Below are 14161 nucleotides of genomic sequence, written 5' to 3' on the forward strand. Positions count from 1 at the left end.
CCGCCTGCGCAAGCACCCCGATCTTCAGGGAACCCTGTGTTGTTTTCAGCTCCCTGTGCTGTTTTCAGCTACGGGACCCGCCCGGAGGCATGGATGCGACAAAACAGACGCCTGGAGCATGCCATCCGGATTTATCCGGGTTCGGCGCTCTGCGGCCGGGCGTTTCCCTCATCCGGCGCAGTTCCTTCATGGAAACCGGACTTCGCCCCCGCTGTTCTGCCTGCATCCCTTGTGCTGCCGACCATGTGCTTCACGCGGCATTCGCCATGCGCTGGCTGTCCATGCGGTAGGAAATGGCTTCCGCCAGATGGATGCGCGACACGGTTTCGCTGCCGTCGAGATCGGCCAGCGTACGCGCCACCTTCAGCACCCGGTGATAGGCACGCCCGGAAAAGCCGAGCTTCTCGCTGGCATCCTGCAAAAGGGCCAGCCCCGCCTGATCGGGCGCGGCGACCGTCTCGATCAGGGACGGTGGGCACTGGGCATTGGTGAGCGCGCCATCGGCGCCGGCGCTCTCGAACCTGTCGCGCTGGATTTCTCGCGCGCGCGCCACGCGAATGGCGACGGACGCGCTGGTTTCCGACTTTGCGGGCCGGATCAGATCTGTGGCCGAAACGGCCGGCACCTCGACCCGCAGGTCGATGCGATCCAGCAGGGGGCCGGAGATGCGCGCCTGATATTCGGTACGGCAGCGCTCGCCGCGCGCGCAGCGATAGCCCGGCTCGCCGGCCATGCCGCAACGGCACGGGTTCATGGCCGCGACCAGCTGGATACGCGCCGGATAGCTGACCCGGTGATTGGCGCGCGCGATCATGCAGGAGCCGGTTTCCAGCGGCTGCCTTAAAGCGTCCAGCGTCTGCGGCGAGAACTCGGGCAATTCATCGAGGAACAGCACACCATGATGGGCAAGCGATATCTCCCCGGGCCGTGCGCGGAACCCGCCGCCAACCAGCGCCGCCATCGAGGCGGAGTGATGCGGGGCGCGGAACGGACGCCGGTCGGTAAGCCGCCCTCCGGCCAGTTCGCCGGCGACGGAGGCGATCATCGACACTTCAAGCAGTTCGCGCGGCGACAGCGGCGGAAGAATGGAAGGCAGGCGCTGGGCGAGCATCGACTTGCCCGAGCCGGGCGGACCCACCATGAGCATGATATGGACAAAAGACCCCTATCGAACTAGATAACCATCATGTCGAATCGGCCCATCGCCAAACCGAAGGCATATTCTTACATCCGGTTCTCGACCCCGGAACAAATGCGGGGCGACAGCTTGCGGCGTCAGACGGAAGCCGCAGAACGCTACGCTGCACTCCATGGGCTAGAGCTAGACGACAAGCTGACATTCCAAGACCTTGGTGTATCCGCTTTTCGGGGACGAAATAGGGCGGAAGGGATGCTAGGCGAGTTCCTAGAGTTGGTCCGATCAGGCGACATAGCCATAGGGTCCTATCTTCTAGTCGAGAACCTTGATCGTGTATCCCGAGAGAACGCGCTGGATGCCCTTGATGCCCTTAAAGACATAGCGAAAGAGGGGATTACGGTAGTAACTCTCAACGATGGGCGAGCGTACACCCATGAGAGCCTGCGTCAAAACCCTGTTGACCTCATGGTCGCGGTGATGGTGTTCATGAGGGCGAACGAGGAAAGCGCAACGAAGGCCAAGCGGCTTCGGGAGGCATGGGGAGCAAAGCGCGCGAAGGCGGAAAAGCAACCGCTAACGAAGCTAAGTCCGGGATGGGTACGCCTTCGAGATGATCGTAGCGGGTTCGATCTGATACCGGAACGGGCAGCTATCGTTCGGCGCATATTCGAGATGGCAATTGCCGGCAAGGGGCAGCAGTCCATTGCCGAGACGCTAAATCGCGAAGGGGTTCCGGTTTTCGGTCGGGGGAAGCACTGGCACCGTTCCTACGTCAAAAAGATGCTGGGCAATCCCGCTGTCATCGGACAGTTCACGCCTCACCGCATGGAAATTATCAATGGCAAGCGAGTCCGTGTCCCCGCCGAGCCAGTAGAAGACTACTTCCCGCAGGCCGTCAGCCGCGAGGTTTTTGAACAGGTGGCAGCCCTCGCGAGCGGGCGCAGTGCGCCGTCGAAAACCGAAGGGGCGATGGCTAACATACTGGCAGGGCTTGCGAAGTGTCCGAGGTGTGGTTCCACCATGACGCGCGTCAACAAGGGCGGGAAGAAGGGCGGCCACCCCTATCTCATTTGCACGAGGGCCAAAGCAGGCGCGGGCTGCACATACCGCAAGGTCCGCCTAGACCACGTAACAAGGGCGATCATTGATAATGCGGGTTATCTCATTGGGGAACTTCCCTCCCCCGAGGCAGACCTGCAAGCGCAATGGGACCAGCTATCTCTAGCCCATGACGTGATGGGCGATGAGATCGAGCGGGTCGTTCAGGCCATAGCAGAGGCCGGACACTCGCCTGCATTGCTCAACCGCCTACGGGCAACAGAGGCCGAGCGTGATCGGATAGCGAACGAACTATCCTCCGTCGCAACAAGAATGGCCGACACCATCACAAACCGCATCGCCAATACGGGCACCGCTCTGTTGGACGCCGTGGGCGAGCAGCCACACGATATTCCGAAGGTCAATGCGGTTCTCCGTCAGCTATTTGGGAAAGTCGTGGTGGACTATCGGAGCGGAAGCCTTGTCTTCCACTGGAATCACGTCCCCGATGCAGCCACGAGCATTGTCTATGGATGGCCCACGGAAACGGACGACGATGACGGGATAATCCCAGCGACATCTTTGCCCCCCTCGTAGCTCCTTAGTGGACGCATTGGACAGAACCATCCGGCTCCCCCTATCGGTCTGGTGCTTCTAGCAATCCCCATGCGTCCCCTTGGGAGCTTCCCCCTGCCGCCCATCGCGGGCGGTTCCCTCATCATCACTACGAACACCATGGAGGTATTCAACGGGTGATGTTCATCATCGTCTTGTCCCCTCGGCTCTGGTCAAGGTGGCCCACCTTGGCCGAGACATTCGGGACGCCATGGCGGAAGCTGTCAGCCGCCATGTCGATTTCTTCCATGACGGATGGAAGCCAAGGGGTCTGTTCCTGCGCCTGCCGTTCACCAGTATCAGCATGTGGCTAGAATGGTCGCCAGTCTCGGTAGGCTGGGGCTATGCGGCCAATCCGCCGAGTGACCGGGAGGTTTACCTTGGGCGTGTCAGGGGCGTGGTTTCGGTCGGGTAGATAGATGGTTTCCCTGCAATAGGTTTTTCGTGCTGCGGTGATAACCGTAGAAAGGCGTTGACGGGGATGGGTAGTAATCCCTCGCCTTGTCACAATCACGCGCCCACGGTCGCCACCGCAGCACGCTATGGCTGTTTTGCCGCGCGCTCTTGGTTCAACTCGAACAAGCGCGCCAAGATTTCGTCATCTGACAGATCGGCAGGCCAGCCATAGGCTGCCGCTACTGCCTCATCCAGCGTCTTGTGGGCATTTTGGAGCCACGCAGGGCGTTCATTGTAGAGATTTGTCAGGGTCCGCTTCTTGAGCTTCTGCGCTGCTTCCTCGTTGATCGGCAGGATACGGTCGGGAAAGCCGGGGACGACCTCGGGTTCACGTCGGACAAGATCGGGCGGGTTCAGCCAGTTTTCCCGAAGCTCGTTAAGACGCGCTGCTGCGGTGGCGATGGCAATGGCCCGAGGGTCTTGGGCATAGGCTTCGGCTGGAATGTCCGGGGTCAGCCCTTCGGGGAACGGGAAGGTTTCGAAGGTCGTGGTGGGCGTGTAGCGGGGGTCGTTACCTACCCCAAGCCATGTCCCCATCCGCAGCGCCCAGAGTTCGTGGAACCGGGAATGGAGAATGCCGAAGGTCGTATCGTCATCACGGGCGATAGCGACCACGGCACTATCAGGCAGTAGCATCGGCTGTTCCCATATGAACAGTCGCCACTTCGATACTCTTGGAGTGATAATGACACGGCTAACCTTTGACGTTGCCTCTTTTACATCGGCCCCGCTTCGCCCGAGGCGCCACCAGTTGCGGCGACGTTGTTCATCACGATTGTTCGCCCTTACTGGGTAGATGTTAAGCCTGACATATTCGAAAGGCCCTTCGTAGAGAGCGGCTTCGTGTTCATTCAATTCCCCGAAGTCAATAATCCATTTTCCCGCAGGCCGTCGCGTAATATCCATGCCATTTGCCCATGGCCTGAGTACGTCTGAATTTGGGCGGCCATTCGGGTTAAGGCCGCTTGTCAGCCATCTGCGGATTTGCTGCCCATCTATGTCGAATGCCCCGACTTTTACGGGGCCTTGGAATGCCACGCCGCAATTTCTGGAAAGGCGACTGGCCTTCGTCAAATCTACAGCGCTGGCAGTCAGGTCCGGGTTCACCTTTTCCACTGGCTGCCCGTTGAGATGAGGAACCTCGCCATCCTGTAGTTCCCCGAAGACGACCATCGAAACGCGCACAGCAGCGCCTTCAACCGTCCAAGGCTCATCAGACCATGCGGCGATTATGGCCATGCTGTCCGTGATGCGGTCCATCACACGCCGGTTAGCACCACCGCGTATGGAGTTTGTGGTGACGAGACCCGCACGTCTAGCAAGGCCGTTTCGCATCGCCGTTGATGCTTTCTCGACCCAGTAGATTACGAGATCGGCCTCGGGAGGAACGCGGTCACGGTAAAGGGTGAACAGGGTTTCGATTGTCACATCACCCAATTGCGACCGCATTAACTTTCCGCCCAAGAACGGCGGGTTCCCGATGATGGCGTCAGCCTTGGGCCACACGGCTTCCACCCAGCGACCACCTTCCCCATTTTCTCCTGGCTCCCATGTCATCAGGGCGTCCCGGCATTCGATGGTCTCCAGCGGTTTCAGGATAGGATTGGTACTGGCTCCGAAGCCGTTGCCGATCATCCACTGAATTTCGCCTATCCAGACCGACACGCGGGCGAGTTCGGCAGCGTAGGGGTTGATCTCGATACCCTTGACCACCTCCGGGCCAATCCTCGGAAACCCCCTCGGCAGCCCCAAGGCTTCTGCTTCGACCTGCGCCCGGTGCTCCAAGTCTTTCAACGCCCGGAGCGCGAGATACAGGAAATTGCCGGAGCCGCAGGCTGGGTCGAGGACGCGGAAATCTGCGAGCCGTTTCAGATGCGCGTCGAGAATACCTTGCGCTTGGTTTCGGGCCTTGGTTGCGGTTCCCCCCTTCGATGACGCAGCCTTATCCATGAGCGCCGTTATCTCGGCCTTGGCCTTCTCCCATTCCGCCGTCAGCGGCTCCACGATGACCGGGTTGATAATCATCATGATCTTGTCCCGGTCGGTATAGTGCGCGCCAAGCTGGCTGCGCTTGTCCGGGTCTAGGCCGCGCTCGAAGAGCGTTCCGAGAATGGACGGGTCTACATCGCCCCAAAAGTGCTTGGCCGCCCGATGGACGATGGCGATTTCCTTCTTGTCCAACGCGAACACGAGGTCATCGTTGAAGAGGCCGCCGTTGAACCACGCCACCTTCTCGAAGCCGATATGGCCCCCCGATTTCATCGCGGTGAACAGGCTGCGGGCGAAGCCCTCGAACTGGCTGGGATCGTCCAGCGCTCGCTCCAACATGCGCGAGAAAATGTTTTCGGGCAGCAACTTCACGTCTTCCGCGAACATGCAGAACACGAGCCGGTTGATAAAATGAGCCACCTGTTCGGGATGGTGGCCACGCCCGCGAAGGGAACGGGCAAGCTCGGCAAACTCCCCAGCGACCTCTTCGGTTAACTCCTGTCGGGTCTTTGTGGGGCGCAGCGCCTCGGGGTCAGACAGGGCAGCTTTGAGCCAGCCGCGCTTTGTCGGGTCGCCAAGATCGGCAATCGCTATCTCGTAGACCTTGGAGACAGAATTGGTCCAGTTGGTATGGATGCGGATGGTCGTGCCTATGTCGGAGACGATCAGCAGCGGTGGGTTGTCGAGGGCGATGGCATAGCGTTGAAGCTGCGCAAACGCCGTGTCGAGGTTTGCCTTGGTGCCCTTGTATTCCCACGCGAAATGACCACGCTTGAACACGTCCGCGAAGCCGTTTCCGCCCGTGGTCTTCGATGCACCTACCTCGAAACCGTAGTCCTTTCCGGTCGGGTCAACATCGGCTGGGGTCGGTTCGCCCAGCATCCGGCATAGATCAAGGAAATGCTCTTGTGCCGCAGCGCGTTCTTTGAGCGCCGAGTTCAGCCATTTGGATATAAACTGTTGTGGCGTCATATATTATCAGCGCCCCCTCACGCAGAAACTTGCCGACACCATAGGCCAAGCGATTGATTCGCGACAAGGATAGTGGGGGGCAGATCAAGCCGGTCTCAACGATGTAAGTCTGTTCTCTTCGCTGCGGTTGAGACCGTAGAGCCTCAGTCGCCCGTCTCTAGGTGGTTCCTCCCTGTTTATACCAGTTCGCTCCTACGGTCCCTACGGGTGCGAAAAGATCGAAGCTCAATTACCCCCCACAATAGGAGGGAGGCCCCCCCTAGGTTTGCATATAGCTTATCTCCATAGGTTAGCTTTAGGCTTCCCTTATGGAAGCCAATAGCTGCGTCCTAGGCCATTCCCTTCATCATCATCTTCCATCAATCCTTTTCTGTAAGGCTTAAACCGAAGCCTTCTGCCAAGCTCTGACCAAGGGGCTTGCAAGATGATGATTGCTGTTCTCGCCCGAAGACTAACCGTTCCGGTTTCTGGTCTTCATTCTCAAACCATCCCAGCCGCTTTGCCCGGTGCCTCTGGCCCGTGGTCGTCGGCATGCGACAACCGCAAGGAACCCACATCATGCTGGTCATCAACATTGCGAACAACGATAGAGGCCGCAGCTTCACCGCCACCTGCGATGGCATCAGCAAAACCCATTCCCGTAAAGACCCGGTACCCCCGTTGTGCCGGAGGCTGATAGATCGTGGTCATTCTCCCCACACGATGGTCATGGTGGTTCGTGGAACAACCCCGATCTTCAAACCCCGGTCGCTTGGCGCATGGGCGGCCTATGATATTGTAGATGACGATAATCGTGGTCTCATCCGCAGGCGCTACAGGCCCTTGCCTGACTTCTCGGGTGATGCTGATATCGCAAGGAAGCCCAATGCGCAGTCGCGCCTCTGCAAGGAAGCGGCCTGAATGTACCCACAGGGTCACGGTGTTAAAGCCGTGGCCCTGTTTTTTCGCGGTCAACACCATCCGTTTCTAGGTTCGGTGAGTACCCAGCAAGAACGTTCATTCTTCCCGCTGCGGTAGGGGCCATGGAGGGGCGTTGTGGGTTCCTTAAGGGAATCTCTATGGACGCCGCATAAAGCCTCTCGTCGGTCGCCACGGGTGCGGGAATGGGTATCCTATGTGAGTTGGAGCCGGCTTGTTTTTTGGGCAAAAATTCGAGCCATTATCTCAATTATAGGATGATGGTGGTCCCCCCTCTACCCCCGATTTTTTGGCGTTTTGCCGGGACCATGTTGCCGGGAGAACATGCCCCCACCCCCTTGACTAAACGCCACGGAAAATCCTGCCGGGGAAATTTCGTCCTTCCCGGTCGCGGTGACGATAGGGCGTTGCGGAGGGGGGGATAGCTGGCCGGGAGGCAGACCACCACCAACCCCATCGTGACCATCAAGGACGGCAAGGTCTTTGCCAACAGCCGGGACGTGGCGGAGTTCTTTGGGAAGGAGCATCGAAACGTTCTTGCGGACATTGATCGTCTGATTGAACAGGGGGTGCTGGATTTTCAGCAGACCCCCTACAAGCACCCGCAGAACGGCCAGTTGTACCGCTCCTACGACATGACCCGAGACGGCTTCACCCTGCTCGCCATGGGCTTCACCGGAAGGCGCGCGTTGGAGTTCAATCTGTCCGCTGGGGTATAGGCTAGCGGTCGCCCCTAACCTGACCATGAGCCCTGTACGCATGGGTTGACAACGATCAACGTACATGCCTTTCTACGTACATGATCCATTCGTACATGCGGAGGCAATCTCATGGCAACCATTCTCTATGCCCGCGTCTCGACCGCTGACCAGACCCTTGACCATCAGCGCACCCAAGCCGAGCAGGCTGGATTCGCGATTGATATGGTCATTGCCGACCATGGTGTTTCCGGCGTCTCGACAACCCTTCGCGAGAGACCGGAAGGCCGGAGGTTGTTCGACATGCTACGCAAGGGGGATACCCTCGTTGTCCGCTGGGTGGACAGGCTGGGCCGCAACTATCAGGACGTGACAGACACCATCCGAGAGTTCATGCGCAGGGGCGTCATCATCAGGACCGTCATCAACAACATGACATTCGATGGAGCGACCGCAGACCCGGTGCAAATGGCCGTGCGGGATGCCCTTATCGCCTTCATGGCGGCAACCGCACAGGCGCAATATGAGGCGACCAAGGCGAGCCAGCGGGCAGGCATTGAAGATGCGAAGCTGAATCCGAAGCCGGGAAAGAAGCCGTATCTAGGCCGGAAGCCGAGCTATGACCGGGCGGCGCTGGAGACCGTCAAGAACATGCTGGCGATGGGGACGGCAGGCACCAGCGAGATAGCCAAGGCCACGGGACTGACCCGGCAGACCGTTTTACGCATCAAGGCGGACCCGACCAAGGCCGAGGCCGTTCTGAATGCGTGGGAGTGAGCCGGGGCGTCTATTAGTTTTCGTTAGCCTTGGCCCAGGGCAGGGGACCAAACAAAATTGAACCGGGGGGTCTTTTGTTTTCAATATGAGGAGATTGTGGCCGCCCGCCGCCGCCACTTCCAGCGCACGCCGGGCACTCTCCTGCCCCTTGATCTCGGCAAGGTCGGGCAGATCCGGTCCACCCGACCTCACGCCGGGCTCGGGCCGCGACAGCACCTGCGTGCCACGGAAATGATTGGCCAGCGCGATCAGGCTGCGCGGTGCCAGAATGTCGATCCCGCTGCCAGCCCATGCGGCCTCCGGTCCGCACTCGTGCGGGCAGATCAGGCCACGGCCATCCCCGTTGGCCGCAATCGCCGCCGGCAGCGCCCCGGCCACGGAGGCGATAGTGCCGTCGAGAGACAATTCGCCCAGCACCACATAGGCCGAAAGCGCATCCACGGGTATGACGCCAATCGCCGCCATGAGGCCCAGCGCAATCGGAAGATCGTAATGGCTGCCTTCCTTGGGCAGGTCGGCCGGCGCCAGATTGATCGTCACCCGTTTCGCGGGCATCGAAAGGCCGGAAGCATGCAGCGCGGCCTGCACGCGTTCCCGGCTTTCGGCCACCGCCTTGTCCGGCAGACCGACGATCGACATACCGACCTTGCCAGGCGCTACCATCACCTGCACATCGACAGGCACGGCCTCGATGCCCTGAAAGGCGACGGTGCGCACGCGTGAAACCATATCCCCCTGCCCCCGACCGATGACGGCCCGCCCGGCAATTCGTCCCCACGCCAGCGCATGAAGGGAAATGAAGCACGAATCGCTGCATTCTGCAAGAACATTACAGGAACGAATTCGCCTCAAAGGTGCAATCAGGTTGCATGAAATTGAAAATGGAGAACATCCGTTCCGGCCAGACGACTTCGCGCATGAGAAAAGGGCCGGCGGTTCATCACCGCCGGCCCTCCTTCGAAGTCGTGTGCAAGCGCCGGCTTACTGAGCGGCGGCCTTGGCGGCCTCGATCCAGCCGTCGAAGGTCTGCTGGTTGGCCTTGATCCACTCGTCGGCCTGACGCTCAAGGTCGGCGGGCTTGTCCGCGCCCTGATACATCTGGGCGTTCTGCGCGAAGATGTCCTCGAGCGGAATGCTCATCTCCTCGAACAGCTTCTTCGCGGCCGGATTGCTCTCCAGGAACTCGTTGTTGGCGACGACCTGGATGTCGTTGGCCGGCCAGCCCATCTGGCACGGATTGCTGGCGCAGCCCTTCACGTCCGGGATGGATGTCTGCGATTCCATTTCCTTCTGGTCTTCGGGCAGCGACGGCTTCGAGACTTCAAGCCAGACGACGTCCTCGTCCGGCTTGAGCATGCCGACCGTCCAGTTGGGGGTCCATGTGTAGAAGAAGATCGGCTTGCCCTGCTCGTAGCGGCTGATGGCATCGGCCATGGATGCGGAATAGGCGGCCTTGATCGGCTCGACCGTGTCGCCCAGCTCATAGGCTTCCATCTGGTGGGTGATGGTCAGTTCGCAGCCCCAGCCCGGAGGACAGGCGACCAGATCCGCCTTGCCGTCGCCATTGTCGTCGAACAGCTTGGCGACCTCCGGTTTCCTGAAGTCGTCGACGGTGCGGATGTTGTGTTCATCGGCCGTCTTCTTGTCGATCAGATACCCCTGCAGCGCACCACCCTTGGCGACATAGCCGACCGTGCTGGCCTTGCCCTTGATCTCTTCCAGATAGGTGTTGTGCAGCGGGAACCAGCCGCTCGCCCAGAAGTCCATGTCGCCCTGGGAAAGGGCCTGATAGAAAGGCGGGTTGTCGAGCGCCGTCGGCCCCGCGACCGTATAGCCCAGCGCCTCCATGGCCTTCTTGTAGACCTGCGCCTGGAACCATTCCGTGTCCCAGGTGGGCTGGCCCATGCGAACGGTCTTGCCCTCGCCCGGCAGCGATTGCGCAACCAGCGGCGAGACGCTGAGCGTCAGCGCCGTCAGCGCCGCGCCGATACCGTAGAGAATCCTGTTTCCAGCCATGTCTTGTTTCTCCCTTTTCTGGTTTGGAGTGAGCCTGGATCTGGTGGTCGTCCGGATGTGTTTCACAGTCTCCTGTCAGCGGGGCTGCCGTCAGCCGCCCGCGCCCTTGCCGTCCCTGCCGGTTTCCCCCAGCGCCTGGGTGACCCGGTCGAGGATGATCGCCATCAGCACGATGCCAAGACCGCCAACGCTGGCGTAACCGACATCGAGCCTGCCGAGGCCGGTGTTGACGATGAGGCCGAGGCCGCCGGCTCCGATCAGCGCGCCGATCACCGCCATGGAAAGCGCCAGCATCAGCGTCTGGTTGACGCCGGTCATGATGGTGCGCAGCGCCAGCGGCAGCTGGATCTCCCACAGGATCTGGCGCGAGGTGGAACCGAAGGCGCGGCCTGCCTCCACAAGTTCCTCCTGCACCTGCCTTATGCCGAGATTGGTAAGGCGCACCAGCGGCGGCAGGGCGAAGATGATGGTGGCGATGACCGCCGGCACCATGCCGACGCCGAACAGCATGACGATCGGCACCAGATAGACGAAGGACGGGATGGTCTGCATGACGTCCAGTATCGGGCGGATGACCGCCGCCGCCCGGTCGCTGCGCGCCGCCAGAATGCCCGCCGGAATGCCGACGATGATGCAGAAAACGACGGCGGTCAGGATCATCGCCAGCGTGATCATCGTCTCGCGCCAGATGCCGATCCAGTCGAGAAGCAGCAGCGACACCAGCGTGAATATGGCCACGCCCCGCCCTGCCGCCCGCCAGGCGCCAAGCACGATTACAATGAGCAGAACGGCAAAGGGAATGGCCAGAAGCAGAGCCTGCAGATTGTCCAGCAACATCTGGATCGGCATTTGCAGCGCACGGAAAAAAGGACGCAGGACCGGCACCAGCCAGTCCTTGACGACAGCCTGGATCCAGTCGTCGAGCGGCAGCTCCCCATAGTGCGAGGGCCGGGCCATATCGGTAGCCGCGCGCAGTGCGTTCATGGAGTCCGACATGGTCACGACCTCCCTTGCCTTGTCTGGCCCTGCCTTGTCTGGCCGGCCTCCGGGCGAACCTGCGCTGGCTGCCCTTTTCCGGCGTCGTCGCCGGCGAGCATCGCGGCCATGTCGGTTGCGTCGAACTGGCCTTCGGGTTTGCCGTCCGGACCGATAACGACAACCGGCTTTCCGCCCGAAACAAGGCCGAACGCCTCATGGAGGGGACGGCTGCCTCCTATGCTTGCGGCACCTTTTTCGATCAGCGCGCTCAGCGCGGCGGGGTCGGCCGGGCGCCTTATGGCGGTGCGTGCCGGCAGCACACGCCCGCGATCTATGTCGCGGGTGAAGGCCGAAACATAGTCGTCGGCCGGATTGAGCACGATCTCGGCCGGCTTGCCGACCTGCGCCAGCCGTCCGTCCTTCATCACCGCCACGTGGTCGCCCAGCGTCAGCGCCTCGTTGAGGTCATGGGTAATGAAGATGATGGTGGTGCGGTAACGGCGCTGCAATTCGATCAGCTCGCCCTGCATGTCGCGGCGGATCAGCGGGTCGAGCGCGCTGAACGGCTCGTCCATGAGCAGGATCTCGGGATCCAGGGCCAGCGCGCGCGCCAGCCCCACGCGCTGCTGCATGCCGCCGCTGAGGTTGTGCGGATAACGGTCGCCCCAGCCGGCGAGACCGACATTCTCCAGCGTCTTCAACGCCTTTTCACGGCGCTCCGCCTTGCCCATCCCGCGCATCTTGAGGCCGTATTCGACGTTTTCCGCAACGGTGCGATGCGGCAGCAGCGCGAAATGCTGGAACACCATGGTGATCTTGCCGAGGCGCAATTCGCGCAGGCGCTGTTCCGACGCCTTGAGAATGTCCTCGCCATCGATCTCGATGGAACCGACGGTCGGGTCATGCAGACGGTTCAGGCAGCGCACCAGCGTGGACTTGCCCGAGCCCGACAGCCCCATGACGACGAAGATTTCACCGGCATCCACCGAAAAGGAGACGTCGTCGATGGCAAGCACCGCGCCGGTTCGTTTGAGAATCTCGCTCTTCGAAACGCCTTGCCGCGCCAGCTCCAGGGCTTCGTCCGCCCTGGTGCCGAACGCCTTGCTGACGCCGCGCACCTCGATGCGTCTGGCGGCTTGCGGAGTGCTGGAGGGATCCAGGGGCGGGGTTCCATGCATCAGTTGCAGCCTCCCGGAGAAACAGGAGCGATTGCAGGCACGCCCATGCGGGCGGATATGGATGCTGGAACAGTCAGGCTGGAAATTTCGGCGCTGTTTCCGTCCGGGAAGATGCGGAGGGCGCCAGGCACTGTCTGGCAGAAGGCTTTCCCGCAGGCGGAAAAACCTGATTTCAATACAGGGATAACGAGTCTCCTCATCGTTCTTGTCCCCCCAATGCTCGTCCCGGGTTCCCGGCCGGGCGGCCTTTGTTTGAGGGTCATGATTTCAATCTTGCCCCGGGGTTGTAAACCCCAAGACCCCGAATGATAGGCATTACATTATGTAATGCAACCCGCAATGAAAAGAACGAGCCTTTTAAGCCTCGGAGAGCGCGGCAGCGGTTTCCGGAGCGGCGATGCCCGGCTGGGCGCGCTCGGCGCGGATCCAGCGCAGAAACGCCTCGACCTGGGGCTTGATCGGATGGCCATTGCGCAGCACCACGAAATAGGCTTCGCGTGTGCGAAGCGACTCGGCAGAAACCCGCACCAGCCGGTTCTGCTGCAGCAGATCGTGGACCAGCCTGTTCCAGCCGAGCGCGATTCCTTCGCCGCGCATCGCGGCATGGATCGCATCCGTGTAGAAGCTGCAGCTCAGCGCCACGTTGCGCGGCGCAGCTCCATGCCCGAAGGCATTGAGCCAGCGGTCCCAGCCGATCCAGCTCGGATCGGGAGAATCGCTGACGATCAGGCTGTGGCGAATGAGATCCGCCACGCAGTCGGGAGAGCCGTTTGCGGCCAGATAATCCGGGCTGCACACCGGGAAAATATCGTCATTGAACAGCATGATTGCACGGCCGTCGCCCCAGTTGCCCTCACCGTAGCGAATGGCGATGTCGACGTCCTCGCGCAGCAGGTTCACATTGGCGTCCTGACTGATCACCTTGAGCCTGATCTCAGGGTGAAGGCGACGAAAATCGGAAATCTTCGGAAGCAGCCAGAAGTGCGAGAAGGCCACCGACGCCGAGATCACAAGCTCGCCCGGACTGGTCTCGGCGGTGAGCGACTGAACGGTGCGGGTGATGGTGCCCAAAGCTTCCGACATGGATTTCGACAGTATCTGGCCGCGTTCGGTGAGTTCGATGGAGCGATGCAGGCGGCGGAAAAGCTGGAATCCGAGATTCTGCTCCAGCGCCTGCACCTGGCGGCTCACCGCCGCCTGCGTGATGCCGAGTTCGGCCGCGGCACGGGTGAAGCTCAGTTGCCGCGCGGCGGCTTCGAACACCACCAGCGACGTCATCGAGGGAAGCTGACGGCGAAAACCAGACATGAGCCTGCCTTATGCTTGGAAAGCCGCATGATGGGCCGGAAGCCGCCTTCCGGCAAGCCTGTCGCATCGCCGGATACCTT

Annotated in this window: 10 protein-coding genes and 2 pseudogenes; 5 read left to right on the forward strand and 7 right to left on the reverse strand. The window is 60.9% G+C overall.

Annotated features, from left to right (window positions below; all coding sequences use genetic code 11):
* Positions 1-250: 250 nt before the first annotated feature.
* Positions 251-1153 (reverse strand): annotated as a pseudogene (locus DES43_RS01870) (YifB family Mg chelatase-like AAA ATPase); the annotation flags it as partial.
* A 33-nt stretch (positions 1154-1186) separates the two neighbouring features.
* On the opposite strand from DES43_RS01870, the gene DES43_RS01875 reads away from it, so the two are divergent.
* Both DES43_RS01875 and DES43_RS01880 read left to right on the forward strand, forming a co-directional pair.
* A complete protein-coding gene (locus tag DES43_RS01875; RefSeq protein WP_133674782.1) occupies positions 1187-2773 on the forward strand; it encodes a recombinase family protein in 1587 nt (528 codons plus the stop codon).
* 229 nt (positions 2774-3002) lie between these two features.
* The gene (locus tag DES43_RS01880) at positions 3003-3206 is read left to right on the forward strand and encodes a hypothetical protein (protein WP_133674783.1); all 204 of its coding nucleotides are present in this window, start codon (positions 3003-3005) and stop codon (positions 3204-3206) included.
* 125 nt (positions 3207-3331) lie between these two features.
* On the opposite strand, the gene DES43_RS22800 is transcribed toward DES43_RS01880, so the two are convergent.
* Entirely contained in the window at positions 3332-6208 is a 2877-nt protein-coding gene (locus tag DES43_RS22800) for a class I SAM-dependent DNA methyltransferase (RefSeq protein ID WP_245514519.1), read from the reverse strand.
* Positions 6209-6766: 558 nt separating this feature from the next.
* On the opposite strand from DES43_RS22800, the gene DES43_RS01890 reads away from it, so the two are divergent.
* The 3 genes from DES43_RS01890 (at position 6767) to DES43_RS01900 (ending at position 8601) form a co-directional block, all read left to right on the forward strand.
* Positions 6767-7108, forward strand: coding sequence for a hypothetical protein (locus DES43_RS01890; RefSeq protein WP_133674784.1), 342 nt, complete (start codon positions 6767-6769; stop codon positions 7106-7108).
* Between the two features lie 476 nt (positions 7109-7584).
* Entirely contained in the window at positions 7585-7845 is a 261-nt protein-coding gene (locus tag DES43_RS01895) for a Rha family transcriptional regulator (protein ID WP_245514520.1), read from the forward strand.
* Between the two features lie 111 nt (positions 7846-7956).
* Positions 7957-8601 (forward strand): recombinase family protein, encoded by a 645-nt coding sequence (locus DES43_RS01900; RefSeq protein WP_133674786.1) that lies wholly within the window; start codon positions 7957-7959, stop codon positions 8599-8601.
* A gap of 81 nt (positions 8602-8682) precedes the next feature.
* Here the strand turns inward: DES43_RS01900 and DES43_RS01905 are convergent.
* From DES43_RS01905 to DES43_RS01925, 5 genes and pseudogenes are all read right to left on the reverse strand, one after another.
* Positions 8683-9330: pseudogene (locus DES43_RS01905) on the reverse strand (magnesium chelatase domain-containing protein); the annotation flags it as partial.
* A gap of 252 nt (positions 9331-9582) precedes the next feature.
* The gene (gene proX, locus DES43_RS01910; protein WP_035025146.1) at positions 9583-10617 is read right to left on the reverse strand and encodes a glycine betaine/L-proline ABC transporter substrate-binding protein ProX; all 1035 of its coding nucleotides are present in this window, start codon (positions 10615-10617) and stop codon (positions 9583-9585) included.
* A gap of 90 nt (positions 10618-10707) precedes the next feature.
* Positions 10708-11613 (reverse strand): ABC transporter permease, encoded by a 906-nt coding sequence (locus tag DES43_RS01915; protein ID WP_245264668.1) that lies wholly within the window; start codon positions 11611-11613, stop codon positions 10708-10710.
* 2 nt (positions 11614-11615) lie between these two features.
* Positions 11616-12773, reverse strand: coding sequence for a quaternary amine ABC transporter ATP-binding protein (locus tag DES43_RS01920; RefSeq protein ID WP_051520476.1), 1158 nt, complete (start codon positions 12771-12773; stop codon positions 11616-11618).
* Positions 12774-13130: 357 nt separating this feature from the next.
* Positions 13131-14081 (reverse strand): LysR substrate-binding domain-containing protein, encoded by a 951-nt coding sequence (locus DES43_RS01925; protein WP_063608022.1) that lies wholly within the window; start codon positions 14079-14081, stop codon positions 13131-13133.
* Positions 14082-14161: the final 80 nt, after the last annotated feature.

Origin of the sequence: Aquamicrobium defluvii (assembly GCF_004363725.1) — a bacterium.
GTDB classification, from domain to species: domain Bacteria; phylum Pseudomonadota; class Alphaproteobacteria; order Rhizobiales; family Rhizobiaceae; genus Mesorhizobium; species Mesorhizobium defluvii.